Here is a 23,529-nt window from a genome sequence, read left to right as displayed (position 1 = left end):
AAGGGCATTGAAGCAATGAATACAGCAGAATCAAGGCACTCTATCATCATAATTCGCTCTGCGAAAATAAACTCGAATACTAGTACCATCAAAGATGGTGGGCATGGGACTCTCGCAATCTCTCATGCCATCATTTCAGCGCATGAGAGGCAACTCAGCATCGAGGATTTATCTGAGGGCGGAGCTTGTGTTCAATTGACTTTACCCAAAAAGCACATAAACAGCGAAAATTAAAAGACTTCGTCCAAATAGGGTTTAACAGACATACTACCCCACTGAGATTTGTAATAAAGTTTTATAAGATGTGCTAGATTTTTCGCCTGCATTTTTCTCATAATATTAGCGCGATGAGCCTCTACTGTTGATATAGAGATAGTAAGTTCATAAGCTATTTCTTTATTTAACTTTCCTTCTGATATTAAATCAATAATCTGGCGCTCACGCTCTGTTAAACTGTTGATTCGTTCATTAATATATTCAATTGCATCAGTATCAATAATTCGATTGGCGTGTTTTTGCACGGTTTCCAATAAAAATTGCTCATTAAAAGGTTTTACAATAAAGTCAACAGCTCCTGATTTCATGGCCCTAATAGCCATTGGTATATCACCATATCCTGTAATAATTATTACAGGTAATCGATTATTTAATAAATTAAGCTGCTCAAGTAATTCAAGCCCACTCATAACAGGCATACGAACATCAACAATAATACATCCTTGCGCACTACTGTTATATTCTTTAAGAAACAGATGAGCACCTTTATAGGTTTTAACATTAAGGTGAATTGATTCAAAAAGATAACGCAGTGCCTCACACACGCAAGCTTCATCGTCAATGATGAAAATAGTTTGACTCTTTAAATTCATGTAAGTAACCAAAATTAATAAATTAATAAAATATTATTTTCAACACATTAATATTCTGTTCTCAGATTGACCACAATATCTATTTGAATGAAGTGTGAATAATTTTCCCGATTTGCCCCATATTATATCTTTAATGACAAATTTCAACACCAAGCAATTAAAAAAATATTAAATTATAGTATTAAATCCTTTTGTATTTGAATAATAAAATTTATCATGTAATAAATTTGTACTCGATGCTGAAATCTAAATACGGTGGTTTTCTCTAGAGTCTGTTGACCTACAATCTTGACCAAAAGCGAAAACCTTCATTATTGATATCAATAATGAAGGTTTGACCCGATATTATCTTCAACTCCCAGGTATTTGAATACGGATTTCTTCGCTGTTTATACTGGCTACAACGCCATTCAATATCCTTTTATAAATAAATTTTTACATTATATTTTCTCCATAAAATATAAATTATCCAATTAAAAAATTATCAATTAATGTAAACCGGTATTAAGTTTACGTTTTAAGTGTGGGCTTTTTTTTCAAAAAAAAAAATTATGACTTACCTTTGTTATATAAGGAAATCCTCTAGGTTGGAAGCTGAAATATAAAAAGATAGATCGTGATTAAAAGTCAATAATGTTAAGATCATTATCTGACTCAGCAGTAGAAACTTTCGGAACATCATCAATGACAAAAACAGTCGTCTCAAATTGCTTGTTCATTAAGTAAAATTGGTAAAGTAATTTGAAAAAAGGCTCCACCATCGGGCAAATTCTGGGCGCAGAATTGTCCACCGTATGCTTCAATAATGATATGAGAGATTGCAAGTTCCATGCATGCGCTGCCCGGTTTTGTGATGAAGCAAGATGGAAATAACAATTCACTAACATCAGTATCGATACCCGGTCCATTATCTTCAATTCTAACACTAACAGTATATGAATTGTTTTGCACAATACGAATTATAATGGTAGGGCGCATGGTTTTTTCTACCTGCATTGCTTTAATGCTATTACGCATTAGATTCAAAAATACTTGTTTAATATGAATTTTATCCGCTTCGATAATAAACAAATTTTCAGGTATATCAAAAATGATAGCTGTAGGTGAATCATGAATATTTTCATCTTGAATCAGAGATACAACTTCTTTTATCAAATCATTAATTATTAATGTTTCATAATGCAACTCCGTTTTACAATAAAAATCTTTCATGCGATGAATAGTTTTTCCAGCATGATCAACATGTTCTATGGCTTTTTTCATCGCCTTGATAATGGGCTCCTTTACTAGAACATCGCTCTCTAAATATTGAATACAACTATCAATATTAGTATGGATACCAGCAAATGGGTTAGTTAGTTCATTAGCCAATATATTTGCTACTTCATACATAGAGATAGCATGGATAATGCGATCTAATTTTTCCTGCTGTTGAAGACCCAATCGTTTTATTTTTTTATGCTTGGCGCTAATAACTTCGACACCAATCATACGCTGCGGTTTTCTATTATCATCATAGAAAATTTTTCCGCGAAAATTAACCCCTTGTATGGTGTTGTCAAGCATTAATGAACGATACTCAACCTCCAGTTCAAATTCACCATCTGTTAATGCTTGAAATATTTGCTGCTTTACCTTTTCGCGATCCTCTAGAATAATGCCATTAATAAATGACTCAAATGTATACTCTGTAGTATTCGGTGTTCGATAAGAAGTTGAGGTTATGTATCCAAATTCGTTCATCTTATTGGTTTGAATATTCCAGTCCCAGCAATGCTTTCGTCCTGATTTTAACACTAACTCAAGAAACTCTTCGCTACGGTTCAATTCAAATTCTATTTTTTTTCGTTCATTAATTTCTTGTTGTAAAGTAGCAATATACTGTTGGTTAGTATCGTGTAATTTGATATATTTATAAAGCACTGCCAATTCTTCTGCCATATCATATGCTTTCGCGCGACTGCATACCGTCTGAGTATATAATTTAAATAACGGTGAAGGAGCACGATCAATAAAATAATTAAGGCCCAAATTCATCAATTCCAATAGGCTAACTATTGTTTCGTGAGACTTTTCCATATGGACACGAAGTTCATCATTTTTTTGATTTCCCATAAATCGGCCATCTATTTCGGCTGATTTATTTATAAATTCATGAGTAGCCTCTATTTTATTAAAAAATAAAGAAAAATTTTCTCGTAGCTGATTAACGAAGGGAATTTCTGTTGTATCGTTAAGTTCTAATTGGAGATTAGAACTAAGCAAATTATCTCTTAAAGCTGAATAAGTCATTTTTTTAAATATCCATAAGATGACCCGGGTTATTTAATACAGCGCTCAATTTTATTTAATAAAACGTCTATATTAAATGGCTTAGCTATAAAATCATTAACACCGAGAAAGACAGCTATTCTTTCTATATCTATATCACCAGACATGAGGATAACAGGAATGTGTTTAAACTGTGTATTATTCTTTAATTGTGTGAATAGGTTGCAACCATCAATACCAGAGATACGGTAGTCAACCAGTAAAATATCTGGTAACGCATCATTGTTGTCTAGGAGACATCTCCCATTTTGTGCTATTTCAACTTCATAATAATGCATTTCTAATATCATATGGAGAGAATTTAATATGGGTAAACAATCATCTATAATCAATATTTTCTTTTTCATAAAAAACCTTCAATAATAGATAGTGAAACATGAAATTATCGCCATTTAAAGCCAGTTTAGAATATCAGACAGGAAATTTTAAAATAAACTCCATAAACTCTCCGTAAACAGAGTTGCACACTATATCTCCACCAAAACTAATCATCGTTTTTTTACAAAATGCCAAACCAATACCTGTACCATTCTTTTTGGTAGTAAAATAACCATTAAAAAAATTAGACACAACCTCAGGCCGCGCACCACCAGCTGTATCTTTAATCTTTATTAAATTGTAGTCATCCCCTTTTTCTGTAGAAATAATAATTTCTCCCTTACCGTTTAAAGCAATTTGTTCAAATGCATTTTTAATTAAGTTAAAAAGTAATTTCATGCTCAATATTGAATTGCCCATGAAGTGGAAATCATACGTAATATTTTGTTTAATTTTATTTATCTCAAAATCAGAAAATGGATACGCCTTTAGTGTATTATTAATGATCCTGCGACTTGAATTCTTCGTCAGATCATCTCTAGTTAGCTCCGAGGATACAGCTTTATGTGCATTTGCAAGTTCAGCTAGTGTTGTATTGATAAAATCATTAATCATTACTATGGAATCTTGGATATAAGTTATTGGTGTCTTATTCAGCAAAGAATCCCAGCTGTTCTGATTTAATAAATTTACTTTTGTCGAGCCTAGATTTTTGGCCTCTTCAACAATCTCAAGAAAAGCAGGAAACATGGTCTCTAAAAGATCCGCTACTGCTTTTATCGTTGTAATCGGTGTTCGAAGATCATGAACAATGTCCCCCACTAAGATCATAATGGTTTTACGCATTTCTTCTTCAGCTATTGCTTTAGCATTGGATGCGCGAGCAGAAACTTCCGCGGCGAACGTTTTTATTCGCAAAAGTTCTTTTTGTAGTTCTTTAAACTCAGTTATATCGGTAGAAACACCAATTATACCAATCACCTTGTTGTCTTTATCGCGAAGAGGATCCTTGCAAGTTAGAAAAGTATGAAGTTTTCCATCAGCTAAAGTTGCAACCTCTTCTAATTGACATCCAACACCTGACTCCATTATTCGTCGGTCATTTTTCATAATTTCATCTGCTTGCTCTTTCCAAACAAAATCATGTTCTGTTTTTCCAATAACTTCTTTGGGATCTGAAAATCCAGCATGCTTCGCATGAGATAAATTACCACCTAAAATGACACAATTTAAATCCTTCCAGTAAATATTTGCAGGAATAACGCGTATTATATTATTTATATAATTTTCAGTCCTACTTTGGCTCATCTCCAACATCTGTATTTTTTTCTTTAAAGAAATAATCGTTTCATATTGGCTTTTGTTTCTAGAAAATCGTTTGAGAAAAGTATTCAGTTTCTTTTTATAATTGACTTTTATAGTTGACATTCAAAAAATATTATCCTTAAAATGCTGATTTAATAAACGGCCGATATCTTTAACATGAGGGTATTGAAGAATAGAATCATGACTGCCTGATACCAAGTAAACATCAACACCTTGACTGGTATGAGCATTAAGGTAATTTGTCAAATCATTCATAGCAGAAAATTCATCTAGTTGCTGATTGGCTTTAAAAAGTATGATTTTTTTATTAATCATAGGGGGATTATAAGCAAACCCTAAATTTTGTAAACGACGGTAATGCAATTCCATCCAGGGTTTTGGATCAATATGCTCCCTTGCCAACTCATTTGCTACCCGCTTATATTGCTTCATAATGCTTAGTCGGAGCGCTTCCTTTGCTTCAACATTCAAAAAATCAGAGATCACCCATGTATCAAATGCAATAACAAAGGGAATAGTTCCATCTAATTTCTGGTGCTCCAATTGAGATACCATTTCTAAGGATAACATGCCGCCAAATGAATATCCAGCAAGTATAAATTTTGTTATCTTAAATTTGTTTAATATCAGATTGTTATAATAGGCGGCCATAGTAGATATATCTTCAAACAATATTTGATCCGCATCGATACTTGGATCTTGAATAATATAACAAGGTTGATCGTTAGGTAATAATTTGATCAAATCAAGATAACAAAATCCTGTGCCACCTATAGGATGAATGAAGATGATAGGTGTTTTCTGTGGCTCCCCCACTTTAACTAACTTAAGAGTATTGCCATTAAATTTTGTATAATCTACGCCTGATAAACAAATCTCATTACTTAATAAAGCAATAATTTTTTCACTTAATGATTTAACATTTGCGTTTTCATAAATATCAGCAAAATTTATTCTGATGTTAAATTGTTGATTTACTTTATCAATAAGGTGAAGCGCTGATATGGAAGTGCCTCCTAGATCAAAAAACTCAGTATTGATACCGATATCTGTTGGTGAAATATTTAATAGCTCTGCATAAATACAAATTAATTTTTCATGAATTATATTGGTCGGAGGAGCGTACTCTGTGTAGCTAACAGCAAAAGAGTCACTTCTTAAAAGTGCATTTTTATCTACTTTTCCCTGCGCCGTTAATGGCACCTCGTCAATTTGATAATAAAATTTGGGCAACATATATTGAGGTAAAATTGTTTTAAGGTAATGATATAAATTAACGTTATGCAGCTCATTTCCAGGTTTCAATAATACATATGCTACTAATTGTCGATGGGGAGGTTCATTTTTCACCAGCACAATTGCTTGAACAACTAGATGATGCGTTTCTAATTGCACTTCAATTTCATCTAACTCAACAAGATAACCATTAATTTTAATTTGATTGTCTTTTCGTCCAAGATACTTTAAATTGCCATCAGATTTCCAAGTAACAATATCGCCCGTATCATAAATTCTTTCATTCAAATAATAAATATATTTTTCCTGATTTAGTTTCTCTTGATTAATATACCCTCTTGCTAATCCAACACCTCCAACATACAACTTCCCTGGAGCACCTATAGGCCTTGGATTTAAAGCATGATCTAGCACGTAAACTTGCGTTCCAGTAATTGGCTTTCCAATAGGAATTGGATTAAATAAATCATTATGGTTTTTAATAGAATAGGTCGTTGAAAACGTTGTATTTTCAGTTGGTCCATAACCATTTATAAAACAAGCAGGCTTATTTTTTTGATTGAATATACGCGCAACAGCTTCATAAGAAACAGCCGCTCCGCCAATAACCACATAATTTAGATTATGAAACAAATAAGGAGCTATATGTGCATAAGCATGAAATAATTGTGTCGTCAGAAATAAAATAGAAATTTTCTTATCTTTTATAGCAGCATTCAATGATGTCGCATCAAGTAAGGTATTTTTATCAATAAGAACTAATGTAGCCCCGTTAAGTAACGCCCCCCAGATTTCAAACGTTGCCGCATCAAAGAGAAAACTTGATGTTTGAGCAATACAATCTGATGAATTGATTTCTATATAGTTAGAAGATTTAACTAATCTTAAAATTCCGCCTTGCTCTATTTCAATACCTTTGGGATTACCCGTGGATCCTGATGTGTACATTATATAAGCCAATTGCCTTGGATTTGTAGTATCAAAAAGCGGAGCGTTCGATTCCGATTGCAGGCTATTATCTGTTACTAAAATAGCTTTAATCTCAGGATAATATTGATTGATAAAGTGAAGGCCTGCTTCACTATCGGTTAGAACGAATAAGATTTTTGCATCGCTCATTATATTATTCATTCGGTAAATAGGGGTGTCTATTTCCAGGGGAACATAGCATCCACCAGCTTTAAGAATACTTAACATAGCAACAACTCGTGTTATATTTTTTTCCAGAAATATGCCAACGGGAATTTCATGCGCAACACCCTCTTTTTTGAGTTTTCGAGCTATTTGATTGCTTATCTTATCTAATTCACCATAAGTTAAATGAGACTCATTGTGTATCACCGCCAGAGCATTTTCCCGAGCCATAACTTGTTCAGAAAAATAATGTAATAAACTGACATCAGTCGAGTAGTTCACCCTAGGTTGATTCCATTTATCAAATAATAAATGGTATTGCTTGGTAGATATCAGCGGTATAGAACGGGCAGGCCCATTTGGGACTTCACCTATATGTTCAAGAAGAGTCGTGAATGAATCAATCATGTATTTGATTCTTTTCTTATCAAAAAGAGCTGTATTGTATTCAAATAGGCCATATAACTCTGACTCATATTCCTGCATAAAACAAACAAGATTTCCAAAGCGACATTCATCACAAACATCATAAATCAGCTCAGCCTTATCATCTGCAAAAACTCTTTTGCAAACTTTATCATTAATAATGAGATTATTTATTGGATAACTTTGAAAAATAAAACCTGCTTGATTGAACGCATGTAGTTTGGAGTTAACTCGTTCCCCTGTTAACTGGATTATTTCATTAAACGGTAAATCCTGATTATTGAATATATGCTCTATTATCTTTTTGTTTTTTTTAATTAAATCACTGAATGACTCATGATTATCGATATTCATGCGGATCAATACTAAGCTCGTGAACAAACCTACAATATTTGCTACATTCGGATGATGCCGACCAGATACAGCTGTAATAAAATTTATATCATTTTGATTGGCATAGTGAGACAAAAAAAGCCCAAAGGCGGACATAAGAATATCATATAATGTTACATGGTTTATAACGGATATTTGTTTAAGTTTGTGTGTGGTTTTGGAATTTATTTTAAATGAAATACGATGATTAAGTGGCTTTTCATATTCTTCTTTTCTTGTTTTATCATAGATCAGATCTAGTTTTGGTATATGCAATAATTGCTTATTCCAAAACGCTCGTTGTTTTTCTAGTAACTCTTTAGAAATATGGTGCTGTTGCCATTGAATAAAATTGATATACGATGATGAGGTGCTCAAATCAGGTAGAGGTAAGTGTTTAGAATAGGCATTATAAATAGTACCAAACTCCCCAATAAGTATATTTAATGACCATCCATCATGAATAATATGGTGAACACAGAACAGAATTATCGTTTCTTTTTCTTTTTTCCTAATAACAGACACTCTGAAAAGGGGCGCTCGGGAAAGATTAAATGGTTCTCGCCTAAACTGGGTCACATATTCCTTAATATCCTCATCGTTGTCACTAGAAAAAGTGCTAATTTTAAAATTAATGGATTGTAATGCATTTAATTTTAGCAATGGTTCCTCATCGTGCTCCAAAAAAGAAAACCGCAACGAATCATGGCGAGCCATTAATTGGACAAACGTATTTTCCATAATATCTATATTAATGTCACCTTCGACCTGATAGGCCGTAAACATATTGTTTCTATTTGTTCCCGAAAAAATTTGCTCATCTTCCCACAGAAGCTGCTGTGTAAAAGACAAACGTGCATCATGAACACCTATCATAGGCATTTCAGGTTTCTCTTGATTATTAGTTTTAATTTGATTCAATAGATATTTAGTTAGTTTACGGAATGTAAAATCTGACTTTAATAATTCAAAAGGAGCAATTTCTGCATTGAATCGCTGATAAATAGTACTTGCTATTAATACACAGGTTATCGAGTCTATTCCAAGATCCACAAAGGGAGTGTCTTTCTTCTTATTAACCAATAAATTATGTTTTCTCAGCAGTTCTAATAAACTAATTTCAACAGTGATTAACTTATTGTGCGTTATTGAATTATATTTCTTATTTAGATCATCAATGTTCCTATTTTTAGATTGAACGCAATTTTTTGCAATATCGAGCATATAATCATTAGCGGTATTTATTTTATGATTGGTTATTTTTTTATTTTTTTCAGATGAATAAATAGTTTTAGGGGTTATTTTTTTGAGATCACTCAAAAGAAGTGCAATATGATCGACCTTTTTAAGCTCTACTTTATTCGCCAAATGCTGAAGAAATCCAATTCCAGGAATGTTTTTATCGGTGATTTTAAATAATAGTCTAATTCCCTTTTTATTATATTTTTCTGCAATCATGGCTAAATAATTAATAACCGTGTATTCAATTTCTCGTCCTAAGATACGACAACTTAAGAAAAAACTTCTTATAACTAACTCATCATTTGTAAGGTCATAAGCAACGACTCCTACCACCCCATAGTCACCATATTTATCAGATACCTCAATAATTAAACAACCAGACGATTTTTGTTGGATAACTCGCTCGTTAAATTCAATATCTGAAATTGCATTTGGAAATAAATTAAATTGATTTGTTCTTTGACTAAGCTGAATTATGCGCTCTAGATCTTTAAGGGTTGCTTTTCGAATATTTGTTTTTATTTTTAGGCTACTTAAAAATGTCTTATAGCTAGTACTCTGGGACTTTAATGCATGTCGTAGTCTATTTTGCTTGTAAAATTCTGTTCTTTTTTCATCCTCAGAGCTCTTACTATTCACATCAAAAGCCCAAATATTTTGCAAATAATCAAGTCGGGATATTGAATCTTCTTTTTTAGATTTGATAGCTGGTAAATGAATAACCAATACCTCAGGAAGAGCCGCTTTGACTTCTGCACATTCGATATTATTATCATCTATAAATATAAAACTAGCCAAACCAAGATTAAGTTCGTCAGCTAGTGACTGAATATTGGCTGATTTAGGCAACCAATTAATGCGATAACTGCAAATATGCTTGTCAATATCCAAAGCCATTTCTTTACGCTCTTTGAATACATTTAAAACAGATTCTTCGCTATTTTTACTACACAGACATAAAAGAAAACCGGCTCGAAATAAACCAACCATAAACTGTTGTAATGCAAGGTATTCACCATTAATAGCAAGCCCATCAATACCATCTTCTTCAATAATTCCATTCCACAGCGTTCCATCACAGTCTAACACGATGACTTTGTAAGGTTTTCTTGTGAGCAAAGAATATTTTCTTGCAATAAATATCGCTAATGAATCATAAAAATTCATAGTGTACGGAATGTGTCCGTATTTTTCTGTTAAATTATCAAATAAAAGAGGGAGCTTACTTAGGGTTTGCATCTCTTCCGAAGAAACAAATGTAGTGTTTACATTAGGTTCAATTGCTAATTTCAGATTGTTCTCTAAGGTAGAGTAATATTTTTTTTCTTCTATCGTGGAGGTTTGTGTCGGTGTGAAGAGGATAAGTAATGGAACTCTCATAGTTTTTTGCAAACTATTAAGAGCAATAGCCAAATCAGTTATCATCCGGTTATTATCCTTTCCCGGACTAAATAAATCCGCCCCTCTTATCAAGATGACATTAAGACCATTTATATTTTCATTAAATTCACTATTAGGCAAAAGGGCTTGTTGAAAAATCTGATTATAATGAAAGCAAACTTGCTGATCGCAAAATTTTTGAAGAATTATATTTAAGCTAGAACTCAATACATCAGCAATATATGTTGAAGCAATATGAATCATAGCAACGCCGCCTTATAATAAATGATGGGGAGGGGATCACCTTAGGTGCTCTAATACCATAAAAAAGTATAGTTCAAAAAATTGAAATTTAAACAAGAAGCCTCTCCAAGAAATTTTTTCATAATTTAAATCGACTGGATGCTATAAACAAAGCAGCGACAGGTTAGAAATGATCCAGTACCTTAAAATGAGAGTAATGTGATTACCGCAAGATACAGTTATTACTACATTAATACATACCTTGTCTTTTTATGCGAATGATCTGATTAGTCCAATCTCATTACCCAGTATTTTTCCCTAGCCTAGGGCTACCACAACATTCTACGCGCATTTAAAAATATCATCTTAGGAGAAGGTTTAGCATGTGCTTGAATGAACCATAATTTAGGCTCAGGGATAGCCCTATTAAGCGTATAATAGGTGACAATTGTAGGCGCGACTCGTGTAAGATCAAACGTACTGCTCTTCCTCGCATACATAAACTCGTTATTCGCTCGAAGCGTATCAATTGGAGGTTGATATTTGGAAAATTCATTCCCAGTACCATAAAATAAAATTTTGGTACTTAGGAAAGAAAAGGCATGATTAATCGGTTGCCAACAGCATGCTGAGATTAAAGCGATCTCTAACCATGCTTGCGTCACGTAATTTTGAGAATAAAGTTCGCTATGCTCACGATAATCAACTGAAATGCCAGATTCAGGATTTAGGTTTATTTTTGAATATTCTTTTACTGTTTTTAAATCGCTCTGCCAGTCTGCATAATGACCTAATACTCTATCAAGTAATAATAACATTTTTAATTGGTGAATACGGTGATTATTCAAGCTAGTTATCTTATCAAAGATCCACGCTTTCTTCTTATTACGAAGACGTTCAAACCAATTCACTATTTGAATTTTGTCCTCTTCAGATAAATCACATGAAATTAAATCATATGCCCAAATCATCCCATCAAGTCTTGTTTCATCTAAAGGGTTACCCGTGGGTTGATTAGTCTCCGCCCAGCTCGTCAGAATCTCGCGTGTTCTATTAAAATAGTCTTCATTGTGGGTCAATCGATAGGTTATGGCTAAAACTGCCGCTCGGTCAGCATCTTGAACTGTTTTTCTCGATACAGTCAGCTTATTATTTTTAATATCAACTATTCCAGAACGACCCAATACCACTATAGGATATGATGGCTGCTTCACCAGCTTATTTGCCCATTGCTTCAATTCGATTAAAGTATCTTGTGGTATTGCAACTGATGTGTTTACTATTGGGCTTGTGAAAGGCCATAATTTAGGGTGACAAACTCTCATAGTAGCCATGGAATATCCAGAATACAAAACAAATGAACTGATAATAACCGTAATTAATAATTTCACGTTAATGTCCTGATTCCCAATACTACCAATAAATTCCCACGTATTGTTTTATTTTTGGAGGTGTTTTACGTATTCTCACTAAATCGATAACCACATGATCTGATTTAATCAAATCAAACACATGTTCAAATTCAGCTGCTTTATTACCAATAATAATTGTTTGAGAGCTATCTACTAATTCTTCAATACTCTCCACCATAAGCTCTGATAGATGAGGAATATGATTTAAAATGTAATCGCGTTTGACTCCATATAATTTAGCCTCAGACACATTTTCATCAAATAACGTCAATGTATACCCCTTGCCAATAAGACGTTTAATTATTTCAACAATAGGGTTTTCACATAAATCATCGATATTTTCTTTAAAAAAGCCTAATACCCCAATATTTTTATTGTTTTGTTCTATCACCAGATTAAGTACTCTTTCAATTTGTGTTTTATTACTCGGAAGCACAGCACTAATAATTGGTAAATTGACATTTAAACGTTGGCTCTCATATAAAAAAGCGCACAAATCTTTTGCAAAATAGGAACTTGCAAAAGAAAGACTAGGCTTTAAATAACAGGAGGACATATTGAGTTTTGCATCTTTGCACAAAACATCTATCACTTGATGGCTATCAATATTTAACGAGTTGCATACAATTCCTATTTCATTTGCAAAGCCAATTTTTAGTGCCTGCCAAATATTATCCACATATTTAAGCATTTCTGCTTCTTCAATAGTCAGGAAAATGGTTGGCATATTTGTGATTAATGCATTGATTACATTCATAAAGTTACGAACACGTACGTCAGAAGTACCGACTACATTTTTTGGAGGATGATAGTAATCATATACCGCTGAACCTTCTTTTAAAAATTCAGGACTAATGCAAACACTAAAACCATCTCCTTCAATTTTATCTGAATAGTGTTCCAAGAGCGGGATAACTACATTTCTTATGGAACCTGGAAACATTGTGCTTCGGAAGATAAGGATATGATACTCATTTTTTTCTTTTAAAATATGGCCGATATCAGTACACACACGTTTCACATATTGCAAATCCAAATCATTATTTTTTTTGCTGGGAGTTTCTACACAAATGAATGAGACGCTACTATTTAAAATAGCATCATTCACATCAATGGTTGCTCGTAAATATCCGTTGGCTACAACATTAGCGGTTAATTCTGTTAAACCAGGCTCTATAATCAACGCTTTTCCGGCATTAATCATGTCAACTTTTTTTTGATTTGAATCGACACCAATAACATGATTATCTTTGCCAGCCAAACATGCCGCGGAAACTGATCCAACATATCCCAAACCAAAAATACTGATTTTCATTATTACTTCCTGTAATTAAAATTATACAAAATAGACTTTCAACGCAGCATAATATTTTCAGTGAATTAGGTGATCGCTAATGCGTGATAAAATGTTTGTTTTTCGTCCATGATTATATTAATTTTTTACAGAAAAAATACTAATGTCTTCCTTATAACTACTAAGGCTTGTCTTAGGTTCATGATGAGGATCTAGAGATAGTTTACCTATACCCCTACAACGATTCAATGTTAGGGGTATACGGTGAAGACCTGAGACAGGGCTTTGTCATTGCTATCGAAGGGATGTATCTAGAATAAACAGTACGCTCGGTTATTCCTAGCCAAGAGAAATAACTGATATAAAAAAAATTAACCCAACATCTCCAACAGTTCGCGTCGGAACATATGGTAATCCACTTCCAGAGCATGGCGCATATGTGCTTTAAAGCGATAATGAGTCTTACTCATTTCCTCCTCGATTTTTTTATGCAACTGCTCAGGACGTTTTAGTGTTCCCATAATGATACGAGCAACAATTTTTGATTGATAATCAGCAATTGGCCAGATGCATCCTTGAGGCTGACATAAACCAATAAAATAGAGATTGTCTAGATCAGCATGCATCATTTTGCGGTAGAGTGGTACTTTAGTGGAACCACTAAAATCAATCAGTTCTTTATCAAGGAAAGGAAAACTGATTTTATAACCGGTGGCAAAAATAACCGTATCAAATTCATACTGCTCACCACTCGTAAAATGTACCTTATTCCCCTCAAAATGAGTTATTCCAGGACGTGGACGAACTTTGCCATGACGAATTGAATAGAGTAGTTCTGAATTAATTGTTGGGTGTATTTCTAAAGGTCCACAATCAGGCGTCATCAAGTGATACTTGCGATACCGCCCTTGCAATACCCGAATCACGAAACTAAAGAATTTTTGGCGTAACCAGGCAGGCATCCATAGCGTTTTTGCCACCGCTTCATCAGTAGCCTTACCAAAAATAAATTTAGGGAAAATATGATAGCCACGACGCATACTAATGCAGGTTTGTGGGGATACACGTGCTACTTCCACCGCAATATCACAGGCTGAATTACCACCACCTACCACTAAAACACGTTGATTTTGAAAAACAGATGCCTTTTTGTATTGGTGTGCATGCAAGATTTTACCAGCAAATTGCCCTGGATATTCTGGCATAAAAGGATCCCAATGGTGCCCATTAGCGACCAATAAGTAATCATAACAATCCTCATGTAGACCCTGCGCATCTTCATAGACAACATGCCATTGCTGCGAACTAAGCCGTTTTACTTTTAAAACCGTAGTGTTAAAACGAATATACTTGGTTAAATCAAAATGCGCTGCATAACTGTTAAAATATTCGAGAACTAGCTTGTGTGAGGGATAATCAAAATAATGTTGAGGCATGGGGAAATCCTCAAACTGAGACAATGTTTTTGAACTAATGATATGCGTTGTTTCATAAACGCTGGAATGATTATTGTGCTCATCATAAACCCAATTCCCCCCTATCTGATTGTTTTTTTCAAATGCGGTGATATCAGAGACGCCTTGTTCTTGTAAATTCTTAATGGCTGCAAGGCCACAAGGACCAGCTCCGATAACACAGACACGAGGGAGATATTTTTGCTTAGGCTTTTGCTCTATTTGCATTATAAGTTACCTTTTTAACTTCATCCATAATCATTGCTTGCACAACAGGATCTTTATCAATGGTGAAATGATTGACTGCAACGCCTTTTAATGTGCTTACATTAATATTTTCAAGGCGTGTCTTATCCGGTTCAATAGCTCTAAGTTTCAAACCACTGAACATTGGCACATAACCTGGCTTGTAAAAATTCATTACGTGTTTCACATTAGGTGGCACTACAGTTTGTGACACCGCATCAACAGTGACTAATAAATCAACTGGAATACCCAACTTATCCAAATTACGTGCGACTTTGATTTGCTCATTAGCGCCTAATGAATGACCTACTAATATAATTGGTCTATGATTTTTGTGTTTATAGTAATAAGTTACGATGGAACGAGAAACATTACCGGCGTTGTACCACATAGAACTAGGCGCAGGAATGTCATACTTATCCACTACAGAACTACTAAGTTCTTTCATTCCAGTACTGAAAACCCCAAGTCCTCCTAACATCGTATGGACTTCACCTCGATAAGGCTTATGTTTCTTAGTCTGAGCAATTTTTTGTGTCGTAGAATCAGCATGATGTGTTATTTTTTTAGGACTGGGGTGATATTTTGCCCCCGATAAGTCAACACATCCACTCATACTCATCGTCAAAATCAAAGAAAAGAATGAGGCATAGAAATTAAATTGTCGATTAAGCAAACGATTCATTTTTATTATTATTAAAGTTTTTTATGAATGGCGATAATAACGTATTCTTATAATGATTGCCAATATCAGCAACTTCTCCAGCCGAAGATTGATTCGTAAGGCCAGCGAGTCAAGTATTTTCACAGGTAAAATAATCATTAGATTGTATTTGGGGCAATAATAATAGTTTGTTAAGATAGCACTTTCTCTCATTGGTTGTGAACAATTGGTTATGGAAACACAGGCGTCAATACTCACCGTAAGTCAGCTCAATCGCCAAGTTAAAAGTTATCTTGAAAATGAATTGGGTACGGTTCATGTAGAAGGAGAAATATCTAATTTAAGCAAACCCGCCTCGGGTCATTTTTACTTTACATTAAAAGATAGTGGCGCCCAAATACGTTGTGTGTTTTTTAAAAATCGCCATTTTGGCGCCATTGCCGCGAAACTGGGTGATGGTCAACATATTATCGCAAGCGGCAAGTTAAGCCTTTATGAAGCACGTGGCGATTATCAATTAATTATCGAACAAGTTACCGAAGCCGGTTTAGGAGCACTCTACCAACGTTTTGAAGAGCTAAAAAATAAACTTGCTGCAGAAGGACTTTTCCAGCCAAGCAATAAAAAACCACTGCCCACTATGCCGCAAATCATTGGCGTAATTACCTCAACAACAGGAGCGGCTATTCGTGATATATTATCTACTTTAGCGCGACGCTTTCCTTTGGCTCAAGTGCTTATCTATCCCAGCGAGGTTCAAGGTGCTGGCGCAGCTCCGCAATTAATTAAAGCCTTACAACGTGCGAATAAAGATAAGCGTTGTGATGTACTGATTCTTGCGCGAGGCGGAGGCAGTATCGAAGATTTATGGGCCTTTAATGAGGAACAATTAGCACGACAAATTGCCGACAGTTTAATACCTATTGTTTCTGGTGTAGGTCATGAAACGGATTTCACGATTGCTGATTTTGTCGCCGACTATCGCGCCGAAACGCCAACAGCGGCCGCCACCGCAGTAACGCCCAATAGTCTTGAACTCCTGAAATTATTAAACCATTCCATAGTACGCTTACATGAAGCAATGCACCGCATAGTGCAAAGAAATCAAATTAGACTGCAGCATTTAAAGGATAAAATATCCTCTCCGCAAAAAGCCATTGCCAGCTATTGGCAAACCACTGATTATTTGGAACGACAATTGCTCTCATGCATGATGCATGCTCTACAGCGCAAAAAACATCAGTTGCATTTATGCACCCACCAACTCAATGCGCAAAATCCCACAACACAAATCAAACAAGCACAGATTTTACTGCAACAAATAACAACGCAATTAATCCAGAACATATACAACAAAGTAAATCAGCTCAGCTATCAATTAAAAGGCCTATTATCCACCTTGCATGCCGTCAGTCCCTTGGCTACACTGGATAGAGGTTATGCTATTGCAACCCAAAAGGACAAGGTACTTTTTTCTAGCAAACACGTGCAAATTGGCGACCTGATTGACGTACGTTTAGCTCAAGGTAAGCTTACTTGTGAGGTAACGCAAACTCAATCCACATCATAGGATTTAAATAAGCCATGCTTGATGAACTAATGAGCAGTCTAAATTTAATTATTAGCCAAACCCAGAATAACGGTTCAATTTTGGCCGTTATTTTAATCATTCCCTGGTTGATATTTTTTGTTACGGTGTTCGATAAAAAATTATTATACATTCTGGGAATTATCCCAAGACGTATCCGTGGACTGCCTGGAATCTTGTTTGCTCCCCTTCTGCATCTCAACTTTAATCATATATTTTTCAACTCCATCCCCTTAATCGTATTAAGTAACTTTATCTTGATCAATGGAATTTACTATTATTTGATGGTCACGATACTCATCACCGTACTTAGTGGCATCGGTGTATGGTGCTTTGCAAAACCAGGTGTGCATATTGGCGCAAGTGGTGTGATCACGGGCTATTGGGGATTGTTAGTTAGTAATATTTATCAAAGTGGTAGCTTAACGACTATTATCCTCGGATTGATTAGTGTTTATTATTTTGCAGGTATATTTTTGGGGATTTTTCCGCAGCAAAAAGGAGTATCTTGGGAGTCGCATTTATTTGGACTATTGGCAGGCCTTGCCACGAGTTATTTAATTCAAGCTTATCCTTCTTATTTTATGCTGTCATAACAAGCCACTTAGAAGCTACTATTCGTTGGGCATCCAGGCTACACTTGCTTAAAACTCTATGTTATTCTAAAACTAATAAATTACCCGAGAAATCAAGATGCGATTATTTAAACCACTTTTTATTGCAGGCCTATTCAGTCTGTTGGTCTCTCCTGTATTTGCTGGAAAAGGAGACAGTGGCGGTTGTTGCAATAAAATGGGCGGCGTTAGTTACTGTGACTCATCTGCTGGACGTCTTGTTTGTAACAATGGATTTTACTCTACCTGTTATTGCACACCACACGCAGTAATGGATTTACAATTGCTCCAAGGTTGCTGCCTATGGCGCGGAGGGGTTGCCCAGGTTCCTCTTTCAGTCAGTGCGCCTTCAGGATTAATTGTATGTGGCGATGGCTCCGTGTCAGAAGAATGCACACTGCAAAACCCTCCGGATAAAATTGCAGCCTGGTAGACCTCACGTTATACTTCGCGGAATGACCTAAACCTAAAGTCCGTTTCCGCGAAGTTGACCACCAGGAATCAAAAAATGATAGAACAAGTCAAATCCACACTAACCCAAATAAAACAAGTCAAACCTTTAGTACTCTGCTTAACCAATTACGTCACTATGGATCTTATGGCCAATAGCCTTTTAGCACTAGGTGCCGCCCCATTGATGTCTGAATCCAAAAGAGAAATTGAAGAGTTAGTGACTATAAGCCAAGCAGTTTATATTAATATTGGCACCTTAAATAAGAGGTTTATCGAACGCGCTCTTTTTGCGGCAGAGATTGCCAACTTTTTAAATAAACCGGTGATCCTTGATCCCGTTGGTGCGGGAGCCAGCAAACTTAGAACTTCCGCTGCCCTGGAACTACTTCCTCTAGCACAAATTGTCAGAGGCAATGCCAGTGAGATTATTTCCTTAACTGGAGCAACCGGCACAAGTAAAGGTGTTGAAACATCTGATCCAGTACTTAAAGCAATAAGCAGTGCCGAGGCACTGGCACAGAGCCATAATAAAATTATCGTGATTAGTGGCCCTGAAGATTACGTAACGGATGGAAAACAAGCACAAACACTGACTTTTGGTGCTTGTTTAATGCCCCTAATTACCGGTATGGGGTGTACAATGACGGCCGTTCTTAGTGCCTTTGTTGCCTGTAATTCAGAACATTTCCAAGCAGCCGTACAAGCAACTGCTTATTTTGGCTTGTGTGGACAACTCAGCTATCAACAAGCAAAAGCCCCTGCTGCATTCCGCCAGGTCTTCATTGACAATTTATTTCATCCTGATTGGGATTTTTTTACACGCGCGGCTGAAGGAGTTTAATCATGCACTATAAAACCTTATCAATCGCTGGATTTGATGGTTCTGGCGGCGCCGGCATTCAAGCGGATCTAAAAACCTTTTCTGCTTTTGGCTGTTATGGCATGACTGTCCTCACCGCATTACCGGTACAAAATACATGCGGTGTAAGAAACTGCTATGACATCCCACTGCAGGCGATTGATGATCAACTGCATGCTATTTTTGATGACATTAGGCCAGATGGTATTAAAATTGGTATGTTATTCAATAGCGAAATTATTGAACTTGTCGCGGCATTTCTCAAAAAACATGCGCGGGATATTCCTATTATACTTGATCCTGTAACTGTTGCCAAAAGTGGCGATCCTTTATTATTACCCGAAGCAGTGGATACCTTAATTACCAAACTCATGCCTCTTGCTACCTTGATAACGCCTAATCTTCCCGAAGCACATACTTTTACTGGAGTGGATGCTCAATCTGAAGAAGAAATGCTAGTTGTCGCGCAGAAATTACTGGATCTTGGCCCCCAATATGTTTTGCTCAAAGGGGGACATTTGCTCGCGTCTACCTCCAATGATTTACTAATCGGAAAAAACGGTACGCGCCATTGGTTTGAAAGTCCAAGAATTGAATCTAAAAATACACACGGTACGGGTTGTACTCTTTCTGCAGCAATTACGGCGTGTCTGGCGCAAAACGTAGAAATTGAAAAAGCCTGTGAAATTGCAAAAAGGTATTTATTTAATGCCATCAAAGCGGCAAAAGATAATAGTGTAGGGAAAGGACATGGGCCGGTACATCATTTTTATCATTTATGGCCGGTGACGTTGTCTGAGTTTTAGCAACGAGTCATAGAAAAAAACTGGGCATTTATCCCAAGAGATACTCGGGTACCTGAATGCATTTTTTGTTGCAAATAATGCTTATCTTACTAAAAGCTGGCAATTAGGATTAGTTTACAATTCGTCCGCTTTTGGCAAAGAGAGTAGAATTGTAAACTAATCCTAGACTAGCTATAGAGGGCCATCTCGTGAGCGATCAGCCCCAATTGGCAAAAGATCCTCTTCACTTCCATAATTTGCTAACCATTCTACAGTTGCCTTATAATCACGGTGTCTTCCTTGTCCCACCGTTTCTGAGCCCTTGTGAGGTTGATGAAAGGTATGACGGCGCTGGCCCGCGGTTAAAGTCACCCGGGAACCTGCTGCTGATTCATTCAAGCGTGCTTTCCCTGCATGGCAAAATTTCTTCAGCAGCTCAATAAAGTCGTTACCAGTTAATTTACGCTTAGCTAAAAACTCATCGACTGATTTCTGCAAACGGCGCGGCAACAAAAGTGTATTTTGCTGGCTACGCTCTAGAGGCGGAACATTATCTGTGCGTTCATTGACGGCTCTTCTGCCTGTCTCACGTTCTATTACTCCAAGTTTCTGCCAGGCAGACTCAAAGGCATGATGAATAAGATCATCAAAAAGTGAAGCAGGTAAACTGTGTGTGCCTGTTGTTTCAAGCATATTCTCCACCTGCTCTGCTTCTAATAATAAGCCATTTTTTTTCGCCTGCTGCAAATAAAACAGCCCTTGTTCATACAAGAGCGCCGATTTGCCAACAGCCGTATTAGAACTATCCAAGCATAAATAGAATATAGCTAGGAAATACTGCGCACGGCCATAGTCCTCAGCTGCCATAATCAAAAAATTGAGGAAATGCCAGTCTTTAAAACCGCTCGTTTCTGGGCAGCGAAGGTGGGCATCATTAAACATCATCACCCCGATAGAATAGGCGCTGGGCTTGTAGCCTGTTGCCAGAGAACGCAAGAGCCATTCAAAGGCTAAGCGCGGCTCATAACACTCAGCCGTATAATTCGCATATAAACAGCCCAAATCATGCATGGCAACAACATCATCCATCCGTGCTGCCTTTTCTAACCATGGCAAACTCTGCAACAAGGTATCCCTATCAGCAACATAGACTAAGCCAAGATTATAGGCGAATGTTGCTACTTCATGATGATTACATTCTTTTAGGTAGGTGATAACTTGCTCTTTTTTAAGATTAACCTGCTGATAATTTAAATACAATTTCCCCAATTCATTCAAACAAAAGAGTCGATTTTCTGAGCTGAGTTTTTTCTCCAGGCAACTTAGATAAAAATTTGTTGCTCGTTGAGGCCTGGGCGCAAGAGTGCCAGCTACGCCATGCTCCAAAATATAGCCAATCAAAGGAAAGGCCTGCTGACAATTTTGCTCGTGCAAGCGCTCCAAGAAAGCAAGGTGCTCTTTATTTTTAGAAGCATCACCATAACGGATTTCAATAAAATGCATCATGGCTTGCAGGGCTGGCACATGTTGGATTTGCGGCTCTAGTGGGTCCAGATAGGATCGCATGAACTGCATCGGTTCGGGATGAAATTGGCGCATATCAAGGAGCCGGTTGGAAAAAGTTTCCATAATGCCCCAGGCAGCCACCTTCGGATTGATCTCTTGTTGATGGTACTGAGATAAGATATCTAGTACCGACTTAATATGCTGAAAATCAACAGGATGCTTTTCAAGTTGTAAAGCACTATCCAGATAAGCTTCTAAAGCTTGGACTTCTTTTACACACATAAAAGGAGCGTATTGATCTTTTTTTTAGCTGTTGAGAAATGTGCTCAATCAACATTTCATCAAAAGCAATATCCGGCCTTTTTCGGCTCCAAGCTTCATAAAGTACGAATAAGGATTCGTTTTCCACTCTTAATTGCCCTAAGGAAGCATGATGTAAAGCTCGTTGTATCCATTGAGCAGCAGGTTGGACTTTATCCAAGAGCGTATAAATTTTACAAAGAAAGCGATGATAATCGACAAGATTAGGATGTTCACTCAAGACATCCAAGAAAGCTTGCCATTGTTCCAGTTGTTCGCGCAACTGCCCTAGGTCATCTCTGCTGAGAAAAGGCTTTGTATTCAGTATGTGGTTAACAAGAATCAAGGAGACAGAAAACCGCCTATCTAAAGGAGCAGAGGCGGCTTGAATAAGTTCTCGACACCAAAACTCAAGCTCCGACTCGATAGTACGGTAATTCGCTCTAGGATGGGATAGCTTATCGACAAGCAGGCTCATCATTTGATATTCACCCAGGGACGCGGCTCGATAAATCCAAAAAGGATAATAGGGGATGTTCTCTTCCGATTTTTCTGGCAAACTAAGCATCACAGCGGCATGCGGATCACCGAGCTGCGCAGCGATAATATGCCAGGTTTTTTTCTCTGCAGATTGTGGCAGGTTAATGGCGCATTGCATCGCTTGAAGCCCATCATTGTCTTTAGCAAAATCAATCGCTTTAAATAAGGTGAGCAATTGCTTTAAATAGATTGTTCTTTGTTCGCGAGCCACCCTCCCCTCTTGTTTGACTAAGTAATTACGATACAGCACCGAACACGATTTAAGCAAATAAATGCCTAATTGGAAGTCAAGTTTTGAGGGGTAGAGTTTCCAATATAATTCATTGGCCCGCTGATTTTTGGCTAAGTTCCCGCATAAAGCGAGCAAGGCTTGCTCAGAATTCTTTAATTTTTTCGCGTTGGCCTTGCTACTTGGTGATTGGCTACTTTTTAAAATCGCAGAATAATAATTAGAGGCTTTTACCCAGTCTTTACCAATGATACATGTCGACTCAAAATGTTCTAAGGATTCATAACATTGATAGATTGCACTATGTTTGGTTTTGGATTGCGCCAAAAGGCTAGAACAGGTTGGCGTCATTGCTTGCAAATATTCGTAGGCAATTAGGTTTCCGCGCAAGGTTGCAGCTTCTAGAAAAGGAAAAGCATCTTCCCAATCGTCTTGTTCGTAAAGATGAATCCCTGCAAATAATACTGGCTGCCATTTTTCCACCAGCCCGTTGTCTTTACAGATTTGAATCGCTTTTGCAACTAATTCATCAGAGTACTTAATTAAAAGCATATGGAGCTTCCGCAAAAGCATTCATTATACCAATAGATCAAATTCAAATCAATTAATCACTTTAAAAGCCATAGAGGAAATTTAATTACCATTTAATAAAACCTTGCTCCGGACTGAAGAAATATAAGGGCAAATTACGGTTCTGACGAAAATAGG

Annotated in this window: 17 protein-coding genes; 6 read left to right on the top strand and 11 right to left on the bottom strand. The window is 36.3% G+C overall.

The genetic code is table 11. The features are described from left to right. A partial coding sequence (locus LDG_RS19980) for an ATP-binding protein (protein WP_040534086.1) occupies window positions 1-234 on the top strand: 234 nt, incomplete at its 5' end. Here LDG_RS19980 and LDG_RS01480 read toward each other — a convergent pair. From LDG_RS01480 to LDG_RS01440, 9 genes are all read right to left on the bottom strand, one after another. Then, entirely contained in the window at window positions 231-869 is a 639-nt protein-coding gene (locus tag LDG_RS01480; RefSeq protein WP_006869317.1) for a response regulator transcription factor, read from the bottom strand. The genes LDG_RS19980 and LDG_RS01480 overlap by 4 nt on opposite strands. A 702-nt stretch (window positions 870-1,571) precedes the next feature. Beyond that, a complete protein-coding gene (locus tag LDG_RS01475) occupies window positions 1,572-3,161 on the bottom strand; it encodes a sensor histidine kinase (RefSeq protein ID WP_006869316.1) in 1,590 nt (529 codons plus the stop codon). Between the two features lie 29 nt (window positions 3,162-3,190). Beyond that, window positions 3,191-3,547, bottom strand: a complete 357-nt coding sequence (locus LDG_RS01470) for a response regulator (protein WP_040534084.1) — start codon at window positions 3,545-3,547, stop codon at window positions 3,191-3,193. A gap of 64 nt (window positions 3,548-3,611) precedes the next feature. Further along, the gene (locus LDG_RS01465; protein WP_006869315.1) at window positions 3,612-4,946 is read right to left on the bottom strand and encodes a PAS domain-containing protein; all 1,335 of its coding nucleotides are present in this window, start codon (window positions 4,944-4,946) and stop codon (window positions 3,612-3,614) included. Continuing rightward, window positions 4,947-10,898 carry a non-ribosomal peptide synthetase gene (locus LDG_RS01460; RefSeq protein ID WP_006869314.1) on the bottom strand — a complete coding sequence of 1,984 codons (5,952 nt, stop codon included), beginning with the start codon at window positions 10,896-10,898 and terminating at the stop codon, window positions 4,947-4,949. A 308-nt stretch (window positions 10,899-11,206) separates the two neighbouring features. Beyond that, on the bottom strand, window positions 11,207-12,268 hold the full coding sequence (locus LDG_RS01455) for an alginate lyase family protein (RefSeq protein WP_006869313.1): 1,062 nt from the start codon (window positions 12,266-12,268) through the stop codon (window positions 11,207-11,209). A gap of 22 nt (window positions 12,269-12,290) precedes the next feature. Then, window positions 12,291-13,604, bottom strand: coding sequence for a nucleotide sugar dehydrogenase (locus LDG_RS01450; RefSeq protein WP_006869312.1), 1,314 nt, complete (start codon window positions 13,602-13,604; stop codon window positions 12,291-12,293). A 350-nt stretch (window positions 13,605-13,954) separates the two neighbouring features. Further along, on the bottom strand, window positions 13,955-15,265 hold the full coding sequence (locus tag LDG_RS01445) for a flavin-containing monooxygenase (RefSeq protein ID WP_006869311.1): 1,311 nt from the start codon (window positions 15,263-15,265) through the stop codon (window positions 13,955-13,957). After that, the gene (locus LDG_RS01440; protein WP_040534083.1) at window positions 15,243-15,968 is read right to left on the bottom strand and encodes a hypothetical protein; all 726 of its coding nucleotides are present in this window, start codon (window positions 15,966-15,968) and stop codon (window positions 15,243-15,245) included. The genes LDG_RS01445 and LDG_RS01440 overlap by 23 nt, the downstream gene beginning before the upstream one ends. 211 nt (window positions 15,969-16,179) lie before the next feature. Here LDG_RS01440 and xseA point away from each other — a divergent pair, with 211 nt between their 5' ends. The 5 genes from xseA to thiD all read left to right on the top strand — a co-directional run bounded on the left by xseA (window position 16,180) and on the right by thiD (window position 20,267). Further along, entirely contained in the window at window positions 16,180-17,517 is a 1,338-nt protein-coding gene (gene xseA / locus LDG_RS01435; RefSeq protein ID WP_040534082.1) for an exodeoxyribonuclease VII large subunit, read from the top strand. A 14-nt stretch (window positions 17,518-17,531) separates the two neighbouring features. Continuing rightward, entirely contained in the window at window positions 17,532-18,131 is a 600-nt protein-coding gene (locus tag LDG_RS01430; protein WP_006869308.1) for a rhomboid family intramembrane serine protease, read from the top strand. 97 nt (window positions 18,132-18,228) lie between these two features. Next, a complete protein-coding gene (locus LDG_RS01425; protein WP_040534081.1) occupies window positions 18,229-18,582 on the top strand; it encodes a hypothetical protein in 354 nt (117 codons plus the stop codon). Between the two features lie 75 nt (window positions 18,583-18,657). After that, window positions 18,658-19,443, top strand: a complete 786-nt coding sequence (gene thiM / locus LDG_RS01420; protein ID WP_006869306.1) for a hydroxyethylthiazole kinase — start codon at window positions 18,658-18,660, stop codon at window positions 19,441-19,443. Window positions 19,444-19,445: 2 nt separating this feature from the next. Beyond that, window positions 19,446-20,267 (top strand): bifunctional hydroxymethylpyrimidine kinase/phosphomethylpyrimidine kinase, encoded by an 822-nt coding sequence (thiD, locus tag LDG_RS01415; RefSeq protein WP_006869305.1) that lies wholly within the window; start codon window positions 19,446-19,448, stop codon window positions 20,265-20,267. Window positions 20,268-20,438: 171 nt separating this feature from the next. On the opposite strand, the gene LDG_RS01410 is transcribed toward thiD, so the two are convergent. Both LDG_RS01410 and LDG_RS01405 read right to left on the bottom strand, forming a co-directional pair. Then, the gene (locus tag LDG_RS01410) at window positions 20,439-22,034 is read right to left on the bottom strand and encodes a tetratricopeptide repeat protein (protein ID WP_006869304.1); all 1,596 of its coding nucleotides are present in this window, start codon (window positions 22,032-22,034) and stop codon (window positions 20,439-20,441) included. Then, window positions 21,991-23,373 carry a hypothetical protein gene (locus LDG_RS01405; RefSeq protein ID WP_006869303.1) on the bottom strand — a complete coding sequence of 461 codons (1,383 nt, stop codon included), beginning with the start codon at window positions 23,371-23,373 and terminating at the stop codon, window positions 21,991-21,993. Before LDG_RS01405 ends, LDG_RS01410 begins: the two co-directional genes overlap by 44 nt. Window positions 23,374-23,529: the final 156 nt, after the last annotated feature.

It is taken from the genome of Legionella drancourtii LLAP12 (assembly GCF_000162755.2).
Lineage (GTDB): Bacteria > Pseudomonadota > Gammaproteobacteria > Legionellales > Legionellaceae > Legionella > Legionella drancourtii.
This window is presented reverse-complemented; position numbering and strand designations above follow the sequence as displayed.

Excerpts from the sequence above, each read along its gene's own strand:
- LDG_RS01480 (WP_006869317.1), bottom strand. The coding sequence starts at position 869 with ATGAATTTAAAGAGTCAAACTATTTTCATCATTGACGATGAAGCTTGC.
- LDG_RS01475 (WP_006869316.1), bottom strand. The coding sequence starts at position 3,161 with ATGACTTATTCAGCTTTAAGAGATAATTTGCTTAGTTCTAATCTCCAA.
- LDG_RS01470 (WP_040534084.1), bottom strand. The coding sequence starts at position 3,547 with ATGAAAAAGAAAATATTGATTATAGATGATTGTTTACCCATATTAAAT.
- LDG_RS01465 (WP_006869315.1), bottom strand. The coding sequence starts at position 4,946 with ATGTCAACTATAAAAGTCAATTATAAAAAGAAACTGAATACTTTTCTC.
- LDG_RS01460 (WP_006869314.1), bottom strand. The coding sequence starts at position 10,898 with ATGATTCATATTGCTTCAACATATATTGCTGATGTATTGAGTTCTAGC.
- LDG_RS01450 (WP_006869312.1), bottom strand. The coding sequence starts at position 13,604 with ATGAAAATCAGTATTTTTGGTTTGGGATATGTTGGATCAGTTTCCGCG.
- LDG_RS01445 (WP_006869311.1), bottom strand. The coding sequence starts at position 15,265 with ATGCAAATAGAGCAAAAGCCTAAGCAAAAATATCTCCCTCGTGTCTGT.
- LDG_RS01440 (WP_040534083.1), bottom strand. The coding sequence starts at position 15,968 with ATGAATCGTTTGCTTAATCGACAATTTAATTTCTATGCCTCATTCTTT.
- xseA (WP_040534082.1), top strand. The coding sequence starts at position 16,180 with ATGGAAACACAGGCGTCAATACTCACCGTAAGTCAGCTCAATCGCCAA.
- LDG_RS01430 (WP_006869308.1), top strand. The coding sequence starts at position 17,532 with ATGCTTGATGAACTAATGAGCAGTCTAAATTTAATTATTAGCCAAACC.
- LDG_RS01425 (WP_040534081.1), top strand. The coding sequence starts at position 18,229 with ATGCGATTATTTAAACCACTTTTTATTGCAGGCCTATTCAGTCTGTTG.
- thiM (WP_006869306.1), top strand. The coding sequence starts at position 18,658 with ATGATAGAACAAGTCAAATCCACACTAACCCAAATAAAACAAGTCAAA.
- thiD (WP_006869305.1), top strand. The coding sequence starts at position 19,446 with ATGCACTATAAAACCTTATCAATCGCTGGATTTGATGGTTCTGGCGGC.
- LDG_RS01410 (WP_006869304.1), bottom strand. The coding sequence starts at position 22,034 with ATGTGTGTAAAAGAAGTCCAAGCTTTAGAAGCTTATCTGGATAGTGCT.
- LDG_RS01405 (WP_006869303.1), bottom strand. The coding sequence starts at position 23,373 with ATGCTTTTAATTAAGTACTCTGATGAATTAGTTGCAAAAGCGATTCAA.